Genomic DNA, 22,169 nt, shown 5'->3' with positions numbered 1-22,169 from the left:
TCGGTCGCGGACGAAGGAGGACGAGGTGCGTGCCCGGCCTCTTGACGCCTTCTTCTTGCGGGTCTTAACTCACTCCCTAAATTAAGCCATGGCCTCCTTCAGGAGTCGAACGCTGCCGGCGTTCGGAGCGGGGCCGCGGCTGTCCACTCCCGGAAAGGGACACCAAGAGCCATGCGCAGCATCCGAGCCGCGGCCGTAGGTGCCGTCACCCTGTCTCTCGCCCTCGCGGCCACGGCCTGCGGAGGCGGTGCTTCCGCCGGTGGCGGGTCAAACGACTCGCCCAAGACGCTCACTTACTGGGCCTCGAACCAGGGCGCCGGCATCTCCGTGGACAAGAAGGTCCTCCAGCCCGAACTCGACAAGTTCGAGAAGCGGACGGGCATCAAGGTGAAGCTGGAGGTCGTTCCCTGGGCGGACCTGCTGAACCGGATCCTGACCGCGACCACCTCCGGGCAGGGGCCCGACGTCCTCAACATCGGCAACACCTGGAGCGCCTCCCTCCAGGCGACCGGCGCCCTGCTGCCCTGGGACGCGGCGAACTTCGCCAAGATCGGCGGCAAGGACCGCTTCGTCGACTCCGCCCTCGGTTCCACCGGCGCCCAGGGCAAGGACCCGGCGGCCGTACCCCTGTACTCGATGGCGTACGCGCTCTACTACAACAAGAAGATCTTCGCCGACGCGGGGATCGCCCAGCCGCCCGCCACCTGGGCCGAGCTGACCGCCGACGGCAAGAAGATCCAGGCGAAGGGCAAGCAGGCCATCGGGGCCGAGGGGTCCAACCTCTCCGAGAACATCCACCAGGTGTTCGTGTTCGCCGAGCAGCACGGCGCCCACTTCTTCGGCGCCGACGGCAAGCCCGACTTCACCAGCGACGGAGCGGTCGCGGCGGTCAAGCAGTACGTCGACCTGATGGCCAAGGACAAGGTCATCCCGGTCAGCAACGCCGAGTACGCGCAGAACCAGTCACTGAGCGACTTCGCCAAGGGCAGGACGGCGATGGTGCTGTGGCAGACCGCGTCCGCCACCTTCAAGGCGCTGGGCATGAAGGACTCCGACTGGGCCGCCGCCCCCGCGCCCGTGCAGTCGGGCGCTCCGGGCACGGGAGCACAGATCAACTCGATGGTGGCCGGCATCAACATGGCGGTCTTCAAGAACACCCACAACCTCGACGGCGCCGCACAGTTCGTGAAGTTCATGACGAGCGACGAGGAACAGAAGATCCTCAACACCGCCTACGGCTCCATCCCGCCGGTCAAGTCCGCCCAGAAGGACCCGGCGTTCAACTCCCAGGGCACCGCGGTGCTCCGCCAGACCCTCGCCGGCAGCGCGCGGGCGCTGCCGCAGGTGGCCGACGAGTCCCAGTTCGAGACGGCCGTCGGAACAGCGGTGAAGGAACTGTTCGCCGACGCCGCGGCCGGCCGCGCGGTGACCACCGACTCGGTGAAGGCCAAGCTGCAGAAGGCCCAGCAGCAGATGCCGGCGAAGTGAGCACGGACACCCCCATGACGACCACTGTTCCCGAGACGGGTGCGCGGCCGGTGCACGAGACTCCCCCCGGTGCGCCGCGCGGCCCGCGCCGCACCGGGCGGATCAAGCGCATCGCACTGCCGTACCTGCTCCTGCTGCCCGCACTCGTCCTCGAACTCCTCGTCCACCTGGTGCCGATGGTCATCGGTATCGCGATGAGCTTCAAGGAACTCACCCAGTTCTACATCCGGGACTGGGGCACCGCCCCCTGGTCCGGCATCGACAACTACAAGCTGTCGGTGGACGTCGACGGCCCGGTCGGCGAGGCCCTGCTGCACTCCTTCCTCGTCACCGTCGGCTTCACCCTGCTCTCGGTCTGCCTGTGCTGGGCGATCGGCACCGCCGCCGCCGTCTTCATGCAGGACACCTTCCGCGGGCGCGGCCTGCTGCGGACCGTCTTCCTGATCCCGTACGCCCTGCCCGTCTACGCCGCCGTCATCACCTGGGCGTTCATGTTCCAGCACGACAACGGCCTGGTGAACCACGTCCTGCACGACCAACTGCACCTCACCGGAAAACCCTCCTTCTGGCTCATCGGCGACAACAGCTTCTACGCCCTGCTCACCGTCTCGGTGTGGAAGGGATGGCCGTTCGCCTTCCTCATCGTCATGGCCGGACTGCAGAACATCCCCAATGAGCTGTACGAGGCCGCCGCCCTGGACGGCGCCGGCCGGTGGCAGCAGATCCGCCGCATCACCCTGCCGTCGCTGCGCCCGGTCAACCAGGTGCTGGTCCTCGTGCTGTTCCTGTGGACGTTCAACGACTTCAACACGCCCTACGTGCTGTTCGGCAAGGCGGCACCCGAGGCCGCGGACCTCGTCTCGGTCCACATCTACCAGTCGTCCTTCGTCACCTGGAACTTCGGCACCGGCTCGGCCATGTCGGTCCTCTTGCTGCTGTTCCTGCTGGTGGTGACGGGCGTCTACCTGCTGCTGACCTCCCGAGGAAGGAAGACGGCCGATGTCTAGCACCGTCCGGACGCCCCGGCCGGCCCGTGCGCCGATGGCCCCGCCGCGTTCGTTCCTGTGGTCGCGGCGCATCTTCCTCACCCTGCTCACCGGTTTTGTCCTGGTGCCGGTCTACGTGATGGTGTCCAGCTCGCTCAAGCCGCTGCAGGACGTCTCGGGGAAGTTCCGCTGGCTGCCCAGCGGACTGACCCTGCGCCCGTACGTCGACATCTGGTCGACGGTCCCGCTCGCGAAGTACTTCATGAACTCCCTGATCGTGGCGGGCGCGGCGACCGCCGGCTCGGTGGTGATCGCGGTCTTCGCCGCCTACGCGGTCAGCCGCTACTCCTTCCGCGGCAAACGCGTCTTCACGGTCACCGTGCTGTCCACGCAGATGTTCCCCGGCATCCTCTTCCTGCTGCCGCTGTTCCTCCTCTACGTCAACATCGGCAACGCCACCGGCATCGCCCTGTTCGGCTCGCGAGGCGGCCTGGTCCTCACGTATCTCACCTTCACCCTGCCGTTCTCGATCTGGATGCTCATCGGGTACTTCGACTCGGTGCCGCGCGACCTGGACGAGGCGGCCCTGGTGGACGGCTGCGGGCCGCTGCGGGCGCTGCTGCGCGTCGTCGTGCCGGCCGCGGTCCCGGGCATCGTCGCCGTCGCCGTCTACGCCTTCATGACCGCCTGGGGAGAGGTGCTGTTCGCCTCGGTCATGACCGACGACGCCACCCGCACCCTCGCCGTGGGCCTGCAGGGCTACTCCACGCTGAACGACGTCTACTGGAACCAGATCATGGCCGCCTCGCTCGTCGTCAGCGTCCCCGTGGTCGCCGGATTCCTCCTGCTCCAGCGCTACCTCGTCACGGGACTCACCGCGGGCGCGGTCAAGTAGCACACCCCCGTTCTCCTCCGAAAGGTTCTCCGTGTCCGACTCGACAGACCTCGCCGCCTTCCCCCGCGACTTCCTCTGGGGCACCGCCACGTCCGCATACCAGGTGGAGGGCGCCGTGGCCGAGGACGGCCGCTCGCCGTCCATCTGGGACACCTTCTCGCACACACCCGGAAAGACCGACAACGGCGACCACGGCGACACCGCCTGCGACCACTACCACCGCTGGCCGCAGGACGTGGCCCTGATGAAGCAACTGGGCACCAACGCCTACCGGCTGTCCATCGCCTGGCCCCGGGTCGTCCCGGACGGTGACGGTCCCGTCAACGCCAAGGGACTCGCCTTCTACGACCGGCTGGTCGACGGCCTGCTGGAGGCGGGCATCACCCCGAGCATCACCGTCTACCACTGGGACCTTCCCCAGACCCTGCAGGACCGCGGCGGCTGGACCGAGCGCGCCACCGCCGAACACCTGGCCCGCTACGCCTCCCTCGTCGCCGAACGCCTGGGCGACCGGGTCACTCACTGGGCCACCCTGAACGAGCCGCTGTGCTCCGCCTGGATCGGTCACCTCGAAGGCCGGATGGCCCCCGGCCTCACCGACCTGACCGCGGCCGTCCGCGCCTCCTACCACCTGCTCCTCGCACACGGCCTGGCCACGCAGGCCGTCCGGGCGGCCGTCCCGGGCGCACAGGTCGGCCTGGTCACCAACCACTCCACGGTCGCGGCGGCCTCGACGAGCACGGAGGACGTCGCCGCGGCGGCGCGGATGGACGGCCACACCAACCGCTGGTGGCTGGACCCGGTCTACGGCCGCGGCTTCCCCGCCGACATGCGGGAACTGTACGGAGTCGAACTGCCTGAGCAGGCAGGGGACTTCGCGACCATCGCCGCACCGCTCGACTGGCACGGCCTCAACTACTACTTCCCGGCCACCGTCACCGACGACCCCACCGGGCCGGCCCCCTACGCCCGCGAGATCCGGCTGCCCGACGTACCGCGCACCGGCATGGACTGGCAGATCGACGCCGACGGCCTGGAGAGCCTGCTGATGCGGCTCACCGACGACTACGGCGTCCGCCGCCTGTACGTCACCGAGAACGGCTCGGCCTTCCCCGACACGGTCGCCCCCGACGGCAGCGTGGACGACCCGGGCCGGACCCGCTACCTGGAGCAGCACCTGGCGGCCTGCGCCCGCGCCGTGCGCAAGGGCGCCCCGCTCGCCGGCTACTTCGCCTGGTCCCTGCTCGACAACTTCGAGTGGGCCTACGGCTACGACAAGCGTTTCGGTCTCGTCCACGTCGACTACGGGACCCAGAAGCGCACCGTCAAGACGAGCGGACGGCGCTACGCGGAGATCGTCCGGGCGCACCGCCAGGGTCTCGCCACCGGGTGACACCTGCCGTACGCGTGCAGACCCCGTCCGCCGTGACACATCAGGCGGGCGGGGCCGTCGCCGCGCGGCACCGCGCCACGTGGGCCGCCGCACCTCACAGCCCGCCGGCGACCGTCAGCGCGTGCTCCCGCAGCAGGTCCCGGCAGAGCGTCCGACCATGAGGCGGTACGTCCCCCGCTCCGTGCGCCAGGCACGTCCGGCCTCGCACCAGTGCCGCAGGGCCCGCGCCGCCACGCCCACCTCGGCGGTCACCGCCGCGCCCGCCTCGGCGCGCACCGAGGCGTACCCGGCGAACCAGCGCTCCGGCCGCTCCACGGCGGGCTCCGGTCGCGCCAGGCAGACCTGGACGACCTCGCGTCCAGGGCGTCGCCCGGTGTTGCGCAGCACGACCCGGACCGTGAACGCGGAGCCCGCGCTCACCCGGTCCGGCGCGTCGACGCCCTCGTACTCCCACGTCGCGCAGCCGAGGCCGTGGCCGAACCAGTGCGCGGGCCGGCGCCCGGCCCGCAGCCGGGCCCGGTGCCCGATGTGCAGGCCCTCGGAGTAGACCAGCCGGCCGTCGGCGGGACGGGTGTCCGTGACGGGCGGCGTCCACCGCGGCGGTGAGCGCGGATTCCGGGTCCTCTTTCGGCGGTGCGGCGGCGAGGACCGTGGCCCGTCCGGTGCCGGCCGCCAGTCCGCGTCTCGCCACGAGGCGTACGGGCCGTTTCGACGTGAGGGGAGCCAGGGCGGTGTGCAGGGGCGGGGAGACGCGGACGACCGCCGGATCGTCCGTCCGGCAGGAGAAGTCGCCCTCCAGCAGCACCCGTTCGTCCAGAGTGAGCGTCAGCCGGCCGAACCCGCCGGCACCGAAGGCCCACTCGCCGGTCCTCCCCGGCCGCAGCAGCGCACTGACCTTCACGGTGCGCGCGCCGGGGACGGGCGGTGACTCCAACTGACACCCCGACAAGCGGTGTACGTTCGGGGACCGGCAGGGCAGCACCATCGCTCCCGGGCGGGACGTCGTCAGCGACGCCGAGGCGCTGAGCACCTCCCCGCTGGAGAAGCTGACCGTCACCTGGACGTCGACCGCGCCCTCGCCGACCCGGCCGATCCCGCCCGCTCACGCCTGGGGTACGTGTTCCAGGACGGCCTGCACCCCAACGAGGCCGGGTCCCACGCCATGGCCTCCGCCATGGACCTCGACGCCTTGTGAACGGGCTGCCTCAACCGGGGCACGCGGGCTGTTCACCTGGCTGCTCGCCGGGCCGCACCAGCTCGGCGTTGAACTGCGCCCCGGTCAGCAGGGCGAGGTTGGACAGCCACAGCCACACGAGGAAGACGACCACGCCTGCGAGGGAGCCGTACAAGCGGTGGTAGGTGCTCACATGCGAGGCGTACACGGCGAAGCCCAGGGAGACGAAGAGCAGGAGCACGACCGCCAGGCCGCCGCCCGGCGCCATCCTGCGCACCGGCCGGGACGGAGCCGGACCCGAGCGGTACAGCACCAGGACCAGAGCGACCGCCACCGCCGCCAGAGCGGGCCAGCGCAGCGCCTCCCACACGGCCTGGGGCACGTCGCCCAGGCTCAGCGCCCGGCCCAGCCGGCGGGCGGCGCTGCCACTGAGCAGCAGCGCGAGCGTCGTCGTCAGGAGCAGGGAGATCAGCACGAGAGCGGTGATGACGATGCGCGGGGCGGTCCGCCACACCGGCCGGTGCGCGCCGGTGCGGTGCATGGCGTGCAGGGCCCGGCGGAAGACGCTCAGATAGCTGGAGCCCGACCACAGGGCGCCCACGGTGCCGAAGGCGACCAGCACCCAGGCCGCCGAGGACTGCTCGGCCAGCTGCTGCAGGGTGCTGCGCAGCAGCCCGCGGGACGCGACGGGGACGGCCCCCGTCACCCGGTCGATCACCTCCGGGGTCGCGGCGGGCATGGTCAGCCCCAGCACCGACAGGATCACCAGCAGCACGGGGAACAGGGCGAGCATCGCGTAGTAGGTCAGAGCCGCGGCCCAGTCGGTGACGTCGTCGTTCCACAGGGCCACCGGTGTCCGGCGCAGCGCCGCCCACCACCGCTCTCTCCTGGTGCCTGCTTCGCGCATGATCTCGCTGCTCTCACTGTCCGTCGTTCGCGGGCCCGGCACCCTCCACCTTCGTGCCGGTGGGACCGGTGGGCTCGGCGCGTACGACGACCGCGTAGGAGCCGACGCTGAGGAGGCGCTCCCCGGAGATGTCGCCGAGGGCCGTGTACAGCATGTGGATGTGCCCGGTCGCGTCGTCGAAGGCGACGTCCTTGACGGTGCCGCGGGCGACGCCGTGCTCGGTCAGGAGGCGGTGGCCGATGACCTCGTGGTGGGTGGGGAAGTTCCTCGTGCCGGGATCGGAGGTGGCGCGGGAGCGCACGATGACGGCGTCCCGCCCCATCGCCTCGACGGCCTCCCAGGCGATGGGCTCGGCATGTCTGCGGGCTTTGGACAGGCGCAGGCAGGCGATGCTCCTGGTGTGCGCGTCCACGGTCAGGCTGTCGACGCGCCCGAGGAGTTCCGCCTCCTCGGCGGTGATCACGGGGAGGCCCACGGCCTGGGTGAAGAGCATCATGCCTGCCCTCCCTCCGCGGCGGGGGGTGCGTCCGTGGTCGGCGGTGTGCCCGCGGCCGGCTCTCGGGTGTGCGCCTCGAAGGCCTCGACCTGGGCGCTGAAGCTGGGCAGGTCGTGGGTGACGTAGTGGCGGGCGTGCGCGGGGACGACGAGGGCGCGCCCGGAGACGGCGCGTGTGTCCCCGCGGGGGATGAACACCTTCCGCTCCCGGCGGTCCAGGTTCTCGTTCGCGGCGATCTCGAAACCGATCACGCGTCCGCTGCCGCCCGCCTCGATCACGACGTCCAGGACGGTGCCCACCTCTGTTCCCCGGTCGGTGAGGACCGGCGCGCCGATGACATGGCCGTGCCCGGCTTCGCCGGACCCCACCACCGCGTCGTGCTCCGCCAGGACCGTCTCGCCGGGGATCATCACGGCGGACGGGCCGACGGCATGCACTCCGCAGAAGGGCAGGCTCTTCTTGAGGGGACCGGCCAGCAGGCCGCGCCCGCTCAGGGTGAACCCGGTGACCCGGCCCGCCCGGGCGTCGAAGACCGTGTCCTTGACCTGGGCGACGGCCTCGCCGCCCAGCGTCACGACCACCCGCTTGGTCAGTTCGGAGGCGAGGACGGGGGAGATCACCGCGCGCCCCTCCGGCCCGACCGGTGCCCCGGACGCACCGCGATCACCGTTCCGCTGCGCCGCCTGGCCTGAACCGCCAGTACCGCCGCGGTGAGCAGGACCGCCGCCGCGACGAGGAAGACCACCCAGCCCCACCATTCCATCACCGACCTCCTCGCTGCCGTGTCCGCGACCGTGTCCGGCTCGGGCCGTCGCCCCGTCAGGGCGGGTCCCCGGGCTGTCCGTCTGCCCCCGGTTCCGGCGTCGCATGCCTTCGCCGCGAGCGGGGACTCACTCCTCCTGATGGGCCCGGAGCACGAGCATGGAGCGGGCCTCGATCTCCACCTCGCCGCCGCTCTTGACCAGCGGCCGGTACTCGACGTACGGGATGGCCGTGTCCACCTCCACGGCCCACCAGGGGCCGGTCACTTCCGGAACGGTGAAGGAAAGGCCTTGGCTGTGGGCGTTGAAGAGCAGGAGGAACGAGTCGTCCTCGACGGGCAGACCCCGCAGGTCCGGTTCCGTGATGGCCCTGCCGTTGAGATGGACCATCAGGGACCTGGCGAATCCGGTCTCCCAGTCGGCGTCGGTCATCTCGCGCCCGGCGGGCGTGAACCAGGCGATGTCCTTGACCGCGCCGCGGCTGTCGTGGGGGGCGCGTCCCTTGAAGAACCGCCGGCGGCGGAAGACCGGGTGGTCGCGGCGCAGCGCGATCAACTTGCGGGTGAATTCGAGGAGTTCGCCTGCCTCGGTCACCTGTGTCCAGTCCATCCACGACAGTTCGTCGTCCTGGCAGTAGGCGTTGTTGTTGCCCCGCTGGCTGCGGCCGATCTCGTCACCGTGCGAGATCATGGGGACGCCTTGGGAGAGCAGCAGGGTGGCGATGAGGTTGCGCTGCTGGCGGGCGCGCAGGGCGAGGATGTCGCGGTCGTCCGTGGGCCCCTCCGCACCGCAGTTCCAGGAGCGGTTGTGGTTCTCTCCGTCGCGGTTGTCCTCGCCGTTGTCCTCGTTGTGCTTGCCGTTGTAGGAGACCAGGTCGCGGAGGGTGAAGCCGTCGTGGGCGGTGACGAAGTTCACCGAGGCGCAGGGCCGTCGCCCGTCGCTCTGGTACAGGTCCGAGGAGCCGGTCAGGCGGGAGGCGAACTCGCCCAGTGTGCCGCCCTCGCCCCGCCAGAAGTCGCGTACCGTGTCACGGTACTTGCCGTTCCATTCGCTCCACAGCGGCGGGAAGTTGCCCACCTGGTAGCCGCCGTCGCCGACGTCCCACGGCTCGGCGATGAGCTTCACCCGGGAGATCACCGGGTCCTGCTGGACGAGGTCGAAGAACGACGAAAGGCGGTCGACCTCATGGAACTGGCGGGCCAGGGTGGCGGCGAGGTCGAAACGGAACCCGTCGACGTGCATCTCGCTCACCCAGTACCGCAGTGAGTCCATGATGAGCTGCAAGGTGTGCGGATGGTTCATCCGCAGGCTGTTCCCGGTGCCGGTGGTGTCCCAGTAGAAACGGGGGTCCTCCTCGGACAGGCGGTAGTACGCCGGGTTGTCCAGGCCCCGCAGCGACAGCACCGGACCGAGGTGGTTGCCCTCGGCGGTGTGGTTGTAGACGACGTCGAGGACGACCTCGATCCCCGCCTCGTGCAGGGTCTTGACCATCGACCGGAACTCCTGCACCTGCTCGCCCCGCTGCCCCGACGAGCAGTAGGCGTTGTGCGGAGCGAAGAAGCCGAGGGTGTTGTACCCCCAGTAGTTCGCCAGGCCCTTCTCCACCAACGCGTGGTCCTGGACGAACTGGTGGACCGGCATCAACTCCACCGCCGTGACGCCCAGTTCGACGAAGTAGTCGACCATGGCCGGGTGCGCCAGCCCGGCGTAGGTGCCGCGCAGCGCTTCGGGAACCGCCGGGTGGCGCCGCGTCATCCCCTTCACGTGCGCCTCGTAGACGACCGTCTCGTGGTAGGGGGTTCGCAGCGGGTGGTCGCTGCCCCAGTCGAAGTAGGGGTTCACCACCACCGACTTCGGGGTGTACGGGGCGGAATCCAGGTCGTTGCGGCGGTCGGCGTCGTCGAAGTGGTAGGGGAACAGCGCCTCGTTCCACTCGACCTCGCCCTCGATCGCCTTGGCGTACGGGTCGAGCAGCAGCTTGTTCGGGTTGGATCGTTCACCGTGCTCCGGACGGTACCGGCCGTGCACCCGGTACCCGTAGCGCCGGCCCGGGCCGACGTCCGGAAGGTAGATGTGATGGACGAAGCCGTCCACCTCCCTCAGCGCGACGCGCTCCTCGGCGCCGTCCTCGTCGAAGAGACACAGCTCGACACGCTCCGCCACTTCGGAGAACACCGCGAAATTGGTCCCGGCACCGTCGAAGGTGGCTCCCAGCGGCGACATGTGTCCCGGTCGCGGACCCACTCCCGTACTCTCCTGCCGTATACGCATGATCAAGCGCCTCCCCAGCACGGCCGGCACGGAGGGTGGGCACCCCGCCCTCGTCCGCTTCCTTCTGCCCTGCGCCGTCCGTGGGCATGCCCGGTGCGCGCGTGGCCGAGTACGGGGCGGACCCCCGTGTACCCGGGCCAGTGCGTCGAGGTCAGCGGGGTGTCGCGGGCACGCGGAGGCGGCCGTCGTGGACCTCGGCGATCCGGTCGACCGCGCTCAGGTGGGTGCGGTCGTGGGTCACCAGGACGGTGGCGGTGGCCTGTCGGTGGGTCAGGCGGGTGATCAGGTCGATGACGGCGGCGCCGCGTTCGTGGTCGAGGGCGCTGGTGGGTTCGTCGACCAGGAGGACGGTGGGGTCGTTCATCAGGGCGCGGGCGATGTTGACGCGCTGGCGCTGGCCTCCGGACAGCTGGTGGGGGCGGCGGTGGGCCTGGTCCGCGAGGCCGACCGCGTCGAGGAGTTCCATCGCCCGGACCCGGGCGGTACGGGGCTTGCGGCCGTCGATCTGGGCCATGACCTGGAGTTGTTCGGCGGCGGTGAGGGAGGGCAGCAGGTTGGCCTGCTGGAAGACGATGCCGATCCTGCGGCGGCGCAGGTCGGCCAGCTCACCACGGCTCAGTCCGGTGGTCGGCGTGCCGTCGACGGTGACGGTGCCGGCGTCCGGGGTGATGAGGGTCGCGGCGACGGCCAGCAGGCTGGACTTGCCCGAGCCGGAGGGCCCGACGACGGCGGTCAGGCTGCCCTTGGGGACCTCCAGGCCGACCTGGTCGAGAGCGGTCAGGCGGCCCTCACCGTCGGGGTAGGTGAGGGTGACGTCGGTCAGGGCCAGGCTCATCGGGTGCTCCCCAGGGCGGTCAGCGGGTCGACGGAGGTGATGCGGCGGACGGACAGGGCCGCTCCGAGGACGCCGAGGAGGATCGTCACGGCGGCCGGGAGCAGGACGGTGGCGGGCGTGAGGACGAACGGCACGGCGGAGCCGGCCACGAGCGCCCCCAGGGCGGCGGCGACGCCGGTGCCGAGCAGGGTGCCGCCGGCGAGCAGGGCGACGGCCTGTCCGAGGGCGTCCTTCAGCAGGCCCGCGGTGGAGGCGCCCAGTGCCTTCAGGACGGCGACGTCACCGCCGCGCTGGATGGTCCACACCGTGAAGAAGGCACCGATGACGAGTGCGGAGATGGCGAACAGGAAGCCGCGCATCAGCTGCAGGGAGCCGTTCTCGGAGGTGTAGGAGCCGATCGCGGACAACGAGTCACCGGTGGCGACCGTCCTCGTGCCGGCCTGCTGGTCCATCGCGCCCACCTCGGCCCCGGAGGTGGTCTCCAGGGCGATGACCGTGGCGGCCGGGGCCCCGCCGGTGCCGGTGGGCGGGGCGGCCTTGCGCCAGACGTCGAGGCTGGTCCAGATGACCGGGGTGTGGCTGAAGTACGCCTCGCCGCGCACGGCCGCCACCTTCAGCCGCTGCCCGGCCAGGGCGAAGGAGTCCCCCGGGCGCAGGCCGAGGTCGTCGGCGGCCCCGGTGGACAGCACCACCGCGTCGGCGCCGATCATGCCGCCGTCGGGGGCGAGGCGGGAGCCCGGCCGAACCCCGAAGGCCGACACCCCGGCACTCCTGTCCCCGGCGGTGGCCTTGGTGGTGGTGATCCCCAGCGGTTCGGCGGACTCCACGCCGGGCGCTCCGGACCACTGCCGCCACTGCCGCTCGGTGACGGTGGAGTCCGCGTACGACACCTCACCTCCGCCTCCGGGGGCCTGGAAGGCGATCCTGTCGGCGGGCAGGGACGTGATCGCGGAGGTGTTCTGCCGTCCCAGTCCGGCCGTCAGCCCGGACAGCAGCCCGACCAGCAGGGTGATCAGCACGACGACGGTCCCCATCAGGGCGAAGCGCCCCTTGGCGAACTTCAGGTCTCTCCAGGCGACGAACACGGCCTCGGCCTGTCCTTTCCAGCGGGAAACGGTACGACCCCACCCTCGCCGCGGACGCCCCGGGCGCGCGTCCGGCGCAGGACGGCACTTCGCGGGCCGAAAGACGGCAGGCGGGTTCCAACTTTCGATGGAGGCCGCACGGCATCCGGCTCCGTAACCTGGGACGCACTGTGAACACCGCTGCCCCCGCCCTGACCCCGACCACCCGGGCCCTCGCCTGGTGCCTGCACCTGCTGGTCGTCGGCCTGCTCGCCCTGGCCGCCGGCCGCGCTCCGGCGGACGGCAGGCCCCACGCCGGGGCGATCGCCGCCACGGCGGCGGCGTGCGGCCTCGTCTACGCCGCCGGTCCGCTCCTGCCCCGCGTCCGGACCTCGCGGCGGGCCGCCGCCTGGTGGCTGACCGCCGTGGGAGCCGTGTGGGTGGCGCTGCTGGCCCTCACACCCGACGCCGTGTGGGTGGCGTTCCCGCTGTACTTCCTCCAGCTGCACCTGCTGCGCCGCCGAACCGGCCTGGCCGCGGTGGCCGCCACCGCCGTGGCGGCCGTCGTCGCCTTCGCCGCCCACACCGGCTCCTTCGGCCCGGCCATGGCGATCGGTCCCGCGCTCGGCGCCGCCGTCGCCGTCGCCGTGGTCTGGGGCTACCAGGCCCTGTACCGCGAGAGCGAACAGCGCAGGCGCCTGATCGAGGAACTCACCGCCACCCGGGCAGACCTCGCCCGGGCCCAGCACACCGCGGGCGTGCTCGCCGAACGCGAGCGGCTGGCCCGCGAGATCCACGACACACTCGCCCAGGGACTTTCCAGCATCCAACTGCTGCTGCGCGCCGCGGAACGCGCCCTGCCCGGCCGGCCCGACACCGCCGCCCGCCACGTCGACGCGGCGCGCCAGGCCGCCGTGGACAACCTCGCCGAAGCCCGCCGCTTCGTCGCCGCCCTCACCCCGCCCACGCTGGAGGGCACCACCCTGGCCGGCGCCCTGGAACGCCTGTGCGCCACCACGTCCGTCCGCCACCGCCTCACCGCCCGCCTCCACCTCACCGGCGACCCGGTTGCGCTGCCGACCGCGCACGAGGTCGCCCTCCTGCGCATCGCCCAGTCCGCCCTCGCCAACACCGTCCGGCACGCCCGGGCCACCACCGCCGAGGTCACCCTCAGCCGCCTCGGCGACCACATCGCCCTCGACGTCGTCGACGACGGACACGGTTTCGACCCCGAGCGGCTGCCCGCCCCCGACCCCGAAGCAGGCGGCTTCGGCCTCGCGGCCATGCGCGCCCGCGTCGCCGCCCTCGGCGGCACGCTGACCGTCGAGGCCGCCCCCGGCCACGGCACCGCCCTGGCCGCCCGGCTCCCCCTCGTCCCGCCCACCGAGCCCGAGGCCCGCCCGTGACCGACGCCGCCCCCATCCGCCTGCTCCTGGCCGACGACCACCCCGTCGTACGCGCCGGGCTGCGTGCCGTACTGGAAACCGAGCCCGGCCTCCTCGTCGTGGCCGAAGCCGCCACCGCCGAGGACGCCGTCGCCCGCGCCGCCGGCGGCGACATCGACGTCGTCCTGATGGACCTGCAGTTCGGCAGGGGCATGGGCGGTGCCGAAGCCACGGCCCGGATCACCGCCCGCCCCGGAGCGCCCCGCGTGCTGATCGTCACCACCTACGACTCCGACGCCGACACCCTGCCCGCCATCGAGGCCGGCGCCACCGGCTACCTCCTCAAGGACGCACCGCCCGAGGACCTGGCCGCCGCCGTCCGCACCGCCGCCGCCGGACGCACCACCCTGGCCCCCACTGTCGCGGACCGCCTGATGAACCGGCTGCGCACACCGGGCACCGCCCTGACCCGGCGCGAGACCGAAGTCCTCTCCCTGGTCGCCGACGGCCTGTCCAACCAGGCCGTCGGCGACCGCCTCCACCTGACCGAAGGCACCGTCAAGTCCCACCTGGCCCGCGTCTACGCCAAGCTCGGCGTCGACTCGCGCACCGCCGCCGTCGCCACCGCCACCGGCCTCGGCCTCATCCGCCGCTGATCCCCGAGGAGCCCCGCGGCCGCCGCCTGCCCGAGGGCTGCCGGCCGCCGCCGCCCGAGCCGCTGTAGTGGGCGAAGACGACGACGTCGCCGTCGTAGCCGCGGCCGCCGGTGTAGGCGCCGCCGCAGGTGATGAGCCGTAGCTCGGGCGCGGGAGTGGGCCCGTAGACCGCCTCGGCGGGGAAGCGGTCCTTGGCCACCGTGACGACCAGGTCGACGGTGAAACGGGCGGTGATCCTGTCGGCGCGCCGGATGTCCACCCGGTCCCCTGCGCGGGCCTGGCTGGCCCAGCTACCAGAAGACGGCTCTGCCGCCCGGCAGCCGCGCCGAGTCCACATGGCCGAGCAGCACCGCCGGCCCCGTCTGCCCCGGGGCGGAGCCGCCGTCGTACCAGGCGGCCGCGCGTGCCTGCTCCGGACGCGGCACGGCCACGGTGCCCTCTCGCGTCCCGGCCGGCCGCCGTCCGCGTCCTCAGCCGCGCGTGGCACCGCGGCGGCGCCGTAGCAGCAAGGCGCCCGCGCCCCCGCCTGCCAGGGCCAGCGCGCAACCGGCGGCGACGAGCGGTGTGGTGGAAGCCTGACCCGCGCCGTCCCCGGTGTCGGCCGCTCCCTTGGGCAGCGCGGCCGGCGCGGACACGGTGGCCTGCGGGGCGGCGGACTGCGGACCGATGGACTGCGGGCCTACGGACTGCGGGGCGGCGGACTGCGGGGTGGCGGACTGCCCGGCGTGCCGGCTCAGCCAGGTCAGGAAGTCCGTGATCTCCGACTCCTGGCCGGTGGCACCCGAGGCCGCGGCAGTGCGCAGTTCGGCGTGGACCGCGCGGGCCTGCGGCTCCAGGAACTCGACGAGACCCGAGGTGTGGTGCGGGATCATCATGTTCACGAACGCGCGGTCGAACCCGTCGCCCTGGGCCGTCGCCCGCAGCCCGGTCATCAGCCGCCGGACCTCCTGGTCCAGCTCCGCGACCGTCTTGCGGACACCGGCGGGCAGCTTCGCCATGGCCTGTGCGGGCGTCATCCCGTACCACTGGCGCAGCCAGCGGGTGAACTGCACCACCTGGCGCTGATGGGCGTCGATCAGGGTCTGCGCACGCGTGCGCAGGGCGCCGTCCGCGCCCCGGTCCGTCTCCAGCCGGGCCATGTCGATGGCGGCCTCGTGGTGCGCGATGATCCCCACGAGGAAGGCGGTCTCCAGGTCCTTGCCGCGCAGCGCCGCCAGTTCTCCGCCGAGCCGGCAGGCGAGCGGCGACAGGGACGAGGTGGACCCCTCGTCCCCGGCGTGTGCGCCGGAGGTCGCCGAGGGGACGGGGGCGGGGACGGTGGCGGCGACGGCCGGTGCGGCCGGCGCGCACAGGGCGGCGCCGAGCGCGAGCAGCACGGCGCCACGACGGGACCAAGGGATGGGTACGGGTATGTTCACGGCAGAGCCCTTCTGGGAGGACCGGCGTCGGGCGGAACCGGCGCGGGCCGCCCCTCTCACGGGTGACGGGCCGAGCGGCATGCGGTGCGTGCCCGGTTCGGTACTCACCGTAGGGACAGGCCCGGCCCGGGACCGCGCCGGTGTGCTCCATCTGGCCGTACGGCACGCGGCCCCGCGCGTACGGCACGCGGGTTCCGCCCGGACGAAGCGCGGGCGGCTCCGGCGGGCGGGTCCTACGTCCGGGCGTAGGCGTCCTGGCGTAGGACCGCCGGCCGTGACGTAGGACTCGCGTCCGTTACGCCGCCGGGCCCGACTGCCTAGGGTCCTCGCCATGGAGGAGACAGGAATTCTCGACGAGGCGCTCCAGCGGCTGCACCGGTTCGGGCCGGAGCGGCTCGGGCGGCTCACCAACCACGCGCCGATGGCGGTGGAGGCGCTCACCGCGCACGGGCAGGCCGGCTCGGTGCACCGCTGGCTGGATCGGTACACCGGCAAGCTGGAGGAGTTCCCGTCCGGCACCGAACCCGTGACCGCCGCCGACTGGCGTACGGCGCTGGGCGATCCGCGCCGGGTCGCCGACTGGATCGCCTACTTCGAGCGCGAGAGCGCCGAGCGCCCCTGGCGCGACGTGCTCACCGAATGGTGGCCCCGGCTGCTGCCCGGCATGTACGGCGGCTCGACGCACCCGGTGATCAGGGTGGGGCACGCCGTACGCACCCTGCTGACCGGCGAGCGCACCGGGCCCCGCCTGGCCGAACTCGCCCACGGCCTCGGCTACTGGGCGGCCCGCCACTACCCCGTGGCGGACATCACCCCGCTGCCCGGCGCCGGCAGCGCGGCCGCCGCCCTCGACGCGGTGACCCCGATCGAGGCCCAGGACGGCGGCTTCCCGGACCGGCTCGGCCGCGTCACGGGTCTGCCCGTGTGGGCGGCCACGGTCACGGACCCCGACGAGGCGCACCGCCGCCTCACCGAACTGGTGCGCGCGGCGACGCACCGGTACGCCACCCACGGCCACGGTGAGGAGACGATGCTGGTCCACGCGGCCACGGCCCCCAACGCCGTGCTGCGCACGCTGCCCGCGCTGCCCAGGGCCCTGTGGGCGCCGGGCCTGCGGGCCGCCTGGACGGCCTCCGCGGCGGTCACCGCGATGTACGCGCCCCGGGACCCCGTCGCGTACGTGCCACCGGGCACGTTCACCCCGGAAGAGGTCTTCGCACGGGCCCTGGCCCACGGCGACGAACACGTCATCAAGCTGACCGACACCGCCCTCGACGTAGGCGACGAACAGGCGCTGGCAGCGGCGCTGCGCGCCGTCGAACTGAGCGAGCCACCCGTGTGACCGCGCGCACCGCGCCGACCGCGCGGCCGTCCCCGCGAGCGGCCGGGCGGCCCTCGTCCCCTCGCGCGTCCGGGCCTCCCGCACCGCGTCGCTACGCTCGACACCACGATGAAGAACCACACCACTGCGCTGGGTCCGAAGGCCGACAAGGTCACCGTCCGACGGCACAACCTCAGCCTCGTGCTGAGGACCGTGCACGACGCGGGCGAGGTGACACGGGCCCAGATCGCCACACGGGTCGGACTGACCCGGGCCGCGGTGTCCTCCCTCGTCGAGCAACTGCTCGCCCACGGATTCGTCACCGAGTGGGGCAAGACGAGCAGCGGCCAGGCGGGCCGCCCCGGCACGGTCCTCAAAGTGGCCCGGACCGGCCCTGCGGGCCTCGGTGTGGAGATCAACGTGGATCACGTCGTCGTCTGCGTCGTCGACCTCGCCGGCACCGACCGCGTCCGGCTGGAGGAGCACGTCGACAACCGCGGGGTGCAGCCGTCGCAGGTGCTGGAACGGGCCGCCCGGCTGGCCGCACGGGCCCTCGGATCGGCGGCCGAACAGGGACTCGACCCCGTCGGAGCCCATGTGGCGGTGCCGGGCCTGGTCACCGGCGGCACCGTGCGGCAGGCCCCCAACCTCGGCTGGCGGCGGGTCGCCGTGGAGGGACTTCTCGCGCAGGCACTGAGCGCGCTGCGGCCCGACCGGCCGCCCCTGCCGGTCAGTTCCGACAACGAGGCGAACGCCGCCGCGCTCGCGGAGCTTTGGTACGGGGCCGGGACGGAGGGTGTGCGCAGCTTCCTGTACCTCACCGGGGAGATCGGCATCGGTGGCGCCCTCGTGCTCCAGGGCGAACTGCTGCGCGGTGCGCACGGGTTCGCCGGCGAGATCGGCCACATGGTGGTCGACCCGGACGGGCCGCTGTGCCGGTGCGGCGCCCGGGGCTGCCTGGAGCAGTACGCCGGACAGGCCGCCCTGCTGGACGCGTCCGGCATCGGCACGGGCGCGGGGGTGCTGGGCGTCGCCGAACTGCAGCGGCGGGCCCGGCGCGCGGACCCGGCCGCACTCTCGGCCATGGAGCGGGCCGGGCGCGAGCTGGGCGTGGTGGTGTCGGGAGCGGTGAACCTCTTCGACCCGGACGCCGTGATGCTCGGCGGCGTCTACCGGGAGTTGATGGAGTGGCTCGCCCCGGCCGTCGAGCGTGAACTCGCGCGCCGGGTGGTGTCCGGCCTGTGGCGCGAGGACCGCACCAGACTGCGCGCGGCCTCCGCACTGGGTGACGCGGCACGCGGCGCGGCCGGAGCCGTCGTACGGGAGGTTCTGTCCGACCCGGCGGCGTACGCCGAACACGCCCCGCGACCGGCCTGACCGGCAGCCGCCCCGCGACCGGCCTGACCGGCAATCGCCCCGCGACCGGCCTGACCGGCACCCCGCACTCCGCCCACTCGCCCGAGCCCGCCCCCCGAGCCCGACCCCGGGGCCGCGTCCGTGCCAGGGCCCCGGGCCGAAGTCCGGGGCCGGTCCCACGCACCTCGCCCGAGTCCTGGGCTGGGGCGGGGTCCCTGCCATCGTCTGCGGCCGGGGCCTCGTCCCCGGCCTCGCCCGCGCGACCTCGACCGGCCCCGCCCCCGGCGTCGACCGGGCCCACGCCCTCGGCCGGCCCCTTGCCCACGACCTCGCCCACCTTCAGCCGGCCCGACGCCCCCGCCACCGCCCGCACCCCGTCCCCGTGCCCGCGCCCCCGGCCGGTTCCCGCGCCCCGCCCTCAGCCGGTCCGACGCCCCCGCCACCGCCCGCACCCCGTCCCCGAGCCCGCGCCCCCGGCCGATTCCCGCGTCCCGACCCTCGCCCGACCCTCCCCGTTCCGCTGCCCCGCCGCCGTCAGCCGTCCTGTGCCGCGATCAGGGCCCGGTACCAGTGGTAGCTGTCCTTCGGTGTGCGTTGCTGCGTGTCGTAGTCGACGCGCACGATCCCGAACCGCTTGTCGTAGCCGTACGCCCACTCGAAGTTGTCCAGCAGCGACCACACGTAGTAGCCGCGGACGTCCACCCCCGCGTCCATGGCGGCCCGCAGCGCGCCGAGGTGGTCCCGCAGGTAGGCCACCCGGTCGGTGTCGTGGACCGCGCCGTCGGGGCTCACCTCGTCCTCCTCCGCCGACCCGTTCTCCGTGATGTGGAGCGGCGGAAGGGCGTCCCCGTAGCGCTCCTTGAGGGAGACCAGCAGGTCGGTGAAGGTGGCGGGGGCGACCGGCCAGCCCATGGCGGTGCGGCGGACGCCCGGCAGCGGCACCTCCTCGTAGCGGTTGTCCGTGGCCACGCGCCGGGCCGGGTCGCTCTCGCGGTGGGGGGCGTCGGCGACGACGATCGGCCGGTAGTAGTTGATCCCCAGGAAGTCCAGCGGCTGGGAGATGAGGTCCAGGTCGCCGTCGCGCCGGAAGTCCTGCCCGGTGATCAGCTCGCCCCAGGTCTCCTCCTCGGCGGCCGGGTAGCGGCCGGCCAGCAGCGGCTCGGTCCACACCAGGTTGTGCAGGGTGTCCGCGCGCACGACGGCCGCCCGGTCGGCGGGGGAGTCCCCGGCCGGCAGGTTGCGGTCGAGGTTGAGCGTGATGCCCACCTCGCGCACGCCCGCCTCCCGCAGCGCCCGTACGGCGAGGCCGTGGCCGACGAGCAGGTGGTGGGCCGCGGCCAGTGCTCCCCGGCCCTCGCGGACGCCGGGCGCGTGCCGCCCGACGGAGTAGCCGAGGAAGGCGCTGCACCAGGGCTCGTTGAGGGTGATCCAGCGCGGCACGCGGTCGCCCAGGTGCTCGGCGACCACCGCCGTGTACTCGGCGAACCGCTCCGCCGTCTCCCGTACCCGCCAGCCGCCGCCCGCGGCCAAGCCGCTGTCCGGCGGAGTCTCCAGCGCCTGCGGCAGGTCCCAGTGGTAGAGGGTCGCGGCGGGCTCGATGCCGGCCGCCAGCAGTTCGTCGACCAGCCGGGAGTAGAAGTCCAGGCCCTTCGGGTTCACCGGGCCGGTGCCGTCCGGCACGACGCGCGGCCAGGCGATCGAGAAGCGGTACGAGTCCACCCCCAGCTCGCGCAGCAGCGCGACGTCCTGCGGATAGCGGTGGTAGTGGTCGCAGGCCACGTCACCGGTGTCGCCGCCTGCGACCAGACCGGGGGTGTGGCTGTAGGTGTCCCAGATCGAGGGGCCGCGGCCGTCCTCGCGCGCCGCGCCCTCGATCTGGTACGACGCGGTCGCGGCGCCGAAGACGAAGCCGGGCGGAAAACCGAGGTGGTCGCTCATGGCGTGCTGCTCATCTCCGTGTTCGAGGGCGTCACTTGACGGATCCGCCGGTGATCCCGGCGGCGATGTACTTCTGGGCGAGGACGAGCAGGATCGCCGCCGGCACCGCCGACAGGACGGACGCGGCCATCACCGAGCCCCAGTCGCCGACGTGGGCGCCGATGTACTGGTAGATGCCGAGCGTGACCGGCTTGACGTCGTCCGTCGTGTTCAGGGTGAGCGCGAACATGAAGTCGCTCCACGCGAACAGGAAGGCGAAAAGGCCGGAGGTGATCAGGGAGTTCCGGCTCATCGGCAGCACGATGCGCACGAACGTCCGCACGGGACCGGCGCCGTCCATCTGCGCGGCCTCGATCACCTCGCCCGGGATCGACACCATGAAGGACCGCATCAGCACGATGGAGAACGGGATGCCGAGGGAGGCGTCCGCCAGCATGAGGCCGAAGTAGGAGTTGACCAGTCCGAGGTCGACGTAGGAGTTGTAGAGGGCGTTGGCGATGACGATGCCCGGCACCATCTGGGTGATCAGGGTGCCGAACACGATGGTCCGCGAGCCGCGCAGCCCGAACCGGGCCAGCCCGTACGCGGCCGGCGCGGAGATCGCCAGGCAGATGACGACCGCGCCGAGCGAGACGGCCAGCGAGGTGAGCAGGTGGCCGCCCTGGTCGCCGAGGGCCTTGGAGAAGCCGGACAGGTCCAGGCTCCCGGGCACGGGGTCGACCTGGAGCAGTCCCGAGGCGGGCTGGAGCGCGGTGTTGAGCATCCAGTACAGCGGGAAGAGCATCACGCACAGGATGAGCACGCCGGCGGCGGTGGAGCCCCAGCGGCGCCTGGAGGTCTTGGGCGTCTGAGAGGCCACGGACGTCACTTCCCCTCGGTGCGGTTGGCCCGCAGGTAGAACACCGCGAACACGGCGGAGACAAGGATGAGTACGTTGCCGACGACGGCACCCGCGCCGAAGTCCAGCTGCACGAAGGAGTTCTGGTAGGTGAGCGTGCCCAGGGTCTGGGTGGCGTCGGCCGGGCCGCCGTCGGTGAGGGCGAGGATCAGGTCGAGGATCTTGACCGTCGACATGAAGCCGAGGACGAGGACGACGGTGATCACCGGCCTGAGCGTGGGCAGGGTGATGGAGCGGAAGGACCGCCAGGCGGAGGCGCCGTCCAGGGAGGCCGCCTCGTACAGCTCCTTGGGGATCTCCTGCAGACCGCCGTAGAGGATGACCATGTTGAAGGGGACGCCGATCCAGATGTTGACGAGGACCACCGACAGCAGGGCCATGCCGGGACTGGTCAGCCACGGGGTGTGCCCGCCCAGGCCCAGGGTGTCCAGGAAGGAGTTGAGCACGCCGGTGTCCTGGTCGAGGATGCGCCGCCACACGATGCCGGACACCACCATCGGCACCAGCCAGGGCAGCAGGATCAGGGAGCGCAGCACCCCGCCCAGCGGGAACCTGCGGCTGAAGAACACCGCGAGCGCGAGGCCGATGCAGAACTGCCCGAGCAGCGAGCCGGCGGTGAAGACCAGGGTGTGCCACAGCGCCTTGCCGAACAGGGCGTCCTGGAAGACCTTCGACCAGTTGTCGACGCCGTTGAAGGGGGCCTCACCGGTGAAGAAGGTCTTCGGCGTGTAGTGCTGGAAGCTCATCACGACGTTGCGGACGAGCGGGTAGCCGAAGAACAGCAGCATGAAGACGACGGCGGGGGCGACGAACCCCCACTGCGCGAGGCGGCGGCGCAGCCGCAGCCGCCGCGGGTCCGGGGCGCCGGCGGCGACGGCCGCGGCGGGCGCCGGGACGGTGACGGTGGACGTGGTCATGTGCGCGTAC

General features: G+C 72.6%; 22 protein-coding genes. 8 read left to right on the top strand and 14 right to left on the bottom strand.

Annotated elements, in window-relative coordinates; genetic code table 11:
- Positions 1–171 precede the first annotated feature (171 nt).
- From AB0G56_RS27655 to AB0G56_RS27640, 4 genes are read left to right on the top strand one after another with little or no spacing between them, the layout of a single operon-like run.
- Positions 172–1,488, top strand: coding sequence for a sugar ABC transporter substrate-binding protein (locus tag AB0G56_RS27655; RefSeq protein WP_360973962.1), 1,317 nt, complete (start codon positions 172–174; stop codon positions 1,486–1,488).
- A gap of 14 nt (positions 1,489–1,502) precedes the next feature.
- Entirely contained in the window at positions 1,503–2,495 is a 993-nt protein-coding gene (locus tag AB0G56_RS27650; RefSeq protein WP_360973959.1) for a sugar ABC transporter permease, read from the top strand.
- Complete coding sequence (locus AB0G56_RS27645) at positions 2,488–3,369, top strand: carbohydrate ABC transporter permease (RefSeq protein ID WP_360973956.1); 882 nt, start codon at positions 2,488–2,490, stop codon at positions 3,367–3,369. Before AB0G56_RS27650 ends, AB0G56_RS27645 begins: the two co-directional genes overlap by 8 nt.
- A gap of 31 nt (positions 3,370–3,400) precedes the next feature.
- A complete protein-coding gene (locus tag AB0G56_RS27640) occupies positions 3,401–4,762 on the top strand; it encodes a GH1 family beta-glucosidase (protein WP_360973953.1) in 1,362 nt (453 codons plus the stop codon).
- A gap of 114 nt (positions 4,763–4,876) precedes the next feature.
- Here AB0G56_RS27640 and AB0G56_RS27635 read toward each other — a convergent pair whose 3' ends face one another.
- The 8 genes from AB0G56_RS27635 to AB0G56_RS27600 all read right to left on the bottom strand — a co-directional run bounded on the left by AB0G56_RS27635 (position 4,877) and on the right by AB0G56_RS27600 (position 12,291).
- On the bottom strand, positions 4,877–5,149 hold the full coding sequence (locus tag AB0G56_RS27635; protein WP_360973950.1) for a fibronectin type III-like domain-contianing protein: 273 nt from the start codon (positions 5,147–5,149) through the stop codon (positions 4,877–4,879).
- 818 nt (positions 5,150–5,967) lie between these two features.
- Positions 5,968–6,843, bottom strand: a complete 876-nt coding sequence (locus AB0G56_RS27630) for a YihY/virulence factor BrkB family protein (protein ID WP_360973947.1) — start codon at positions 6,841–6,843, stop codon at positions 5,968–5,970.
- A gap of 13 nt (positions 6,844–6,856) precedes the next feature.
- Positions 6,857–7,339 carry a hypothetical protein gene (locus AB0G56_RS27625; protein ID WP_360973944.1) on the bottom strand — a complete coding sequence of 161 codons (483 nt, stop codon included), beginning with the start codon at positions 7,337–7,339 and terminating at the stop codon, positions 6,857–6,859.
- Positions 7,336–7,959 (bottom strand): PRC-barrel domain-containing protein, encoded by a 624-nt coding sequence (locus AB0G56_RS27620; RefSeq protein ID WP_360973941.1) that lies wholly within the window; start codon positions 7,957–7,959, stop codon positions 7,336–7,338. Before AB0G56_RS27620 ends, AB0G56_RS27625 begins: the two co-directional genes overlap by 4 nt.
- Positions 7,956–8,102 (bottom strand): hypothetical protein, encoded by a 147-nt coding sequence (locus AB0G56_RS27615; protein WP_360973938.1) that lies wholly within the window; start codon positions 8,100–8,102, stop codon positions 7,956–7,958. Before AB0G56_RS27615 ends, AB0G56_RS27620 begins: the two co-directional genes overlap by 4 nt.
- Before the next feature lie 127 nt (positions 8,103–8,229).
- Positions 8,230–10,323 carry a glycogen debranching protein GlgX gene (gene glgX, locus AB0G56_RS27610; protein ID WP_360973935.1) on the bottom strand — a complete coding sequence of 698 codons (2,094 nt, stop codon included), beginning with the start codon at positions 10,321–10,323 and terminating at the stop codon, positions 8,230–8,232.
- 199 nt (positions 10,324–10,522) lie between these two features.
- The gene (locus AB0G56_RS27605; RefSeq protein ID WP_360973932.1) at positions 10,523–11,206 is read right to left on the bottom strand and encodes an ABC transporter ATP-binding protein; all 684 of its coding nucleotides are present in this window, start codon (positions 11,204–11,206) and stop codon (positions 10,523–10,525) included.
- Positions 11,203–12,291: an ABC transporter permease gene (locus AB0G56_RS27600; protein ID WP_360973929.1), complete on the bottom strand. Its 1,089-nt coding sequence runs from the start codon at positions 12,289–12,291 to the stop codon at positions 11,203–11,205. The genes AB0G56_RS27605 and AB0G56_RS27600 overlap by 4 nt, the downstream gene beginning before the upstream one ends.
- A gap of 170 nt (positions 12,292–12,461) precedes the next feature.
- On the opposite strand from AB0G56_RS27600, the gene AB0G56_RS27595 reads away from it, so the two are divergent.
- Positions 12,462–13,676, top strand: coding sequence for a sensor histidine kinase (locus tag AB0G56_RS27595; RefSeq protein ID WP_360973926.1), 1,215 nt, complete (start codon positions 12,462–12,464; stop codon positions 13,674–13,676).
- Positions 13,673–14,311, top strand: coding sequence for a response regulator transcription factor (locus tag AB0G56_RS27590; protein WP_360973923.1), 639 nt, complete (start codon positions 13,673–13,675; stop codon positions 14,309–14,311). Before AB0G56_RS27595 ends, AB0G56_RS27590 begins: the two co-directional genes overlap by 4 nt.
- Here AB0G56_RS27590 and AB0G56_RS27585 read toward each other — a convergent pair.
- The 3 genes from AB0G56_RS27585 to AB0G56_RS27575 are packed head-to-tail and all read right to left on the bottom strand — an operon-like array spanning position 14,298 to position 15,729.
- Positions 14,298–14,570 carry a hypothetical protein gene (locus tag AB0G56_RS27585; RefSeq protein WP_360973920.1) on the bottom strand — a complete coding sequence of 91 codons (273 nt, stop codon included), beginning with the start codon at positions 14,568–14,570 and terminating at the stop codon, positions 14,298–14,300. The two genes, AB0G56_RS27590 and AB0G56_RS27585, sit on opposite strands and share 14 nt — an antisense overlap.
- A gap of 31 nt (positions 14,571–14,601) precedes the next feature.
- Positions 14,602–14,742 carry a hypothetical protein gene (locus AB0G56_RS27580; RefSeq protein ID WP_360973917.1) on the bottom strand — a complete coding sequence of 47 codons (141 nt, stop codon included), beginning with the start codon at positions 14,740–14,742 and terminating at the stop codon, positions 14,602–14,604.
- A gap of 39 nt (positions 14,743–14,781) precedes the next feature.
- Positions 14,782–15,729 carry a DUF305 domain-containing protein gene (locus AB0G56_RS27575; RefSeq protein ID WP_360973914.1) on the bottom strand — a complete coding sequence of 316 codons (948 nt, stop codon included), beginning with the start codon at positions 15,727–15,729 and terminating at the stop codon, positions 14,782–14,784.
- Positions 15,730–16,060: 331 nt separating this feature from the next.
- Here AB0G56_RS27575 and AB0G56_RS27570 point away from each other — a divergent pair, with 331 nt between their 5' ends.
- The gene (locus AB0G56_RS27570; RefSeq protein WP_360973911.1) at positions 16,061–17,071 is read left to right on the top strand and encodes a questin oxidase family protein; all 1,011 of its coding nucleotides are present in this window, start codon (positions 16,061–16,063) and stop codon (positions 17,069–17,071) included.
- Positions 17,072–17,179: 108 nt separating this feature from the next.
- A complete protein-coding gene (locus tag AB0G56_RS27565) occupies positions 17,180–18,427 on the top strand; it encodes an ROK family transcriptional regulator (RefSeq protein ID WP_360973908.1) in 1,248 nt (415 codons plus the stop codon).
- 513 nt (positions 18,428–18,940) lie between these two features.
- Here the strand turns inward: AB0G56_RS27565 and AB0G56_RS27560 are convergent.
- The 3 genes from AB0G56_RS27560 to AB0G56_RS27550 are packed head-to-tail and all read right to left on the bottom strand — an operon-like array spanning position 18,941 to position 22,159.
- Positions 18,941–20,344, bottom strand: a complete 1,404-nt coding sequence (locus AB0G56_RS27560; RefSeq protein WP_360973905.1) for a GH1 family beta-glucosidase — start codon at positions 20,342–20,344, stop codon at positions 18,941–18,943.
- Between the two features lie 31 nt (positions 20,345–20,375).
- Positions 20,376–21,203, bottom strand: coding sequence for a carbohydrate ABC transporter permease (locus AB0G56_RS27555; RefSeq protein ID WP_360973902.1), 828 nt, complete (start codon positions 21,201–21,203; stop codon positions 20,376–20,378).
- Between the two features lie 5 nt (positions 21,204–21,208).
- Positions 21,209–22,159: a sugar ABC transporter permease gene (locus AB0G56_RS27550; RefSeq protein WP_360973899.1), complete on the bottom strand. Its 951-nt coding sequence runs from the start codon at positions 22,157–22,159 to the stop codon at positions 21,209–21,211.
- Between the last annotated feature and the right edge of the window lie 10 nt (positions 22,160–22,169).

Origin of the sequence: Streptomyces sp. NPDC021356, assembly GCF_040641015.1 — a bacterium.
Classification (GTDB): domain Bacteria; phylum Actinomycetota; class Actinomycetes; order Streptomycetales; family Streptomycetaceae; genus Streptomyces.
Note: the sequence above shows the minus strand (reverse complement) of the source record. Positions and strands in the feature narration are given on the sequence as shown.

What these genes read in the sequence shown, in the direction of transcription:
- AB0G56_RS27560 (WP_360973905.1), bottom strand. Translation starts at nt 20,344, where the DNA reads ATGAGCGACCACCTCGGTTTTCCGCCCGGCTTCGTCTTCGGCGCCGCG.
- AB0G56_RS27615 (WP_360973938.1), bottom strand. Translation starts at nt 8,102, where the DNA reads ATGGAATGGTGGGGCTGGGTGGTCTTCCTCGTCGCGGCGGCGGTCCTG.
- AB0G56_RS27625 (WP_360973944.1), bottom strand. Translation starts at nt 7,339, where the DNA reads ATGATGCTCTTCACCCAGGCCGTGGGCCTCCCCGTGATCACCGCCGAG.
- AB0G56_RS27655 (WP_360973962.1), top strand. Translation starts at nt 172, where the DNA reads ATGCGCAGCATCCGAGCCGCGGCCGTAGGTGCCGTCACCCTGTCTCTC.
- AB0G56_RS27650 (WP_360973959.1), top strand. Translation starts at nt 1,503, where the DNA reads ATGACGACCACTGTTCCCGAGACGGGTGCGCGGCCGGTGCACGAGACT.
- AB0G56_RS27570 (WP_360973911.1), top strand. Translation starts at nt 16,061, where the DNA reads ATGGAGGAGACAGGAATTCTCGACGAGGCGCTCCAGCGGCTGCACCGG.
- AB0G56_RS27630 (WP_360973947.1), bottom strand. Translation starts at nt 6,843, where the DNA reads ATGCGCGAAGCAGGCACCAGGAGAGAGCGGTGGTGGGCGGCGCTGCGC.
- AB0G56_RS27550 (WP_360973899.1), bottom strand. Translation starts at nt 22,159, where the DNA reads ATGACCACGTCCACCGTCACCGTCCCGGCGCCCGCCGCGGCCGTCGCC.
- AB0G56_RS27605 (WP_360973932.1), bottom strand. Translation starts at nt 11,206, where the DNA reads ATGAGCCTGGCCCTGACCGACGTCACCCTCACCTACCCCGACGGTGAG.
- AB0G56_RS27565 (WP_360973908.1), top strand. Translation starts at nt 17,180, where the DNA reads ATGAAGAACCACACCACTGCGCTGGGTCCGAAGGCCGACAAGGTCACC.
- AB0G56_RS27645 (WP_360973956.1), top strand. Translation starts at nt 2,488, where the DNA reads ATGTCTAGCACCGTCCGGACGCCCCGGCCGGCCCGTGCGCCGATGGCC.
- glgX (WP_360973935.1), bottom strand. Translation starts at nt 10,323, where the DNA reads ATGTCGCCGCTGGGAGCCACCTTCGACGGTGCCGGGACCAATTTCGCG.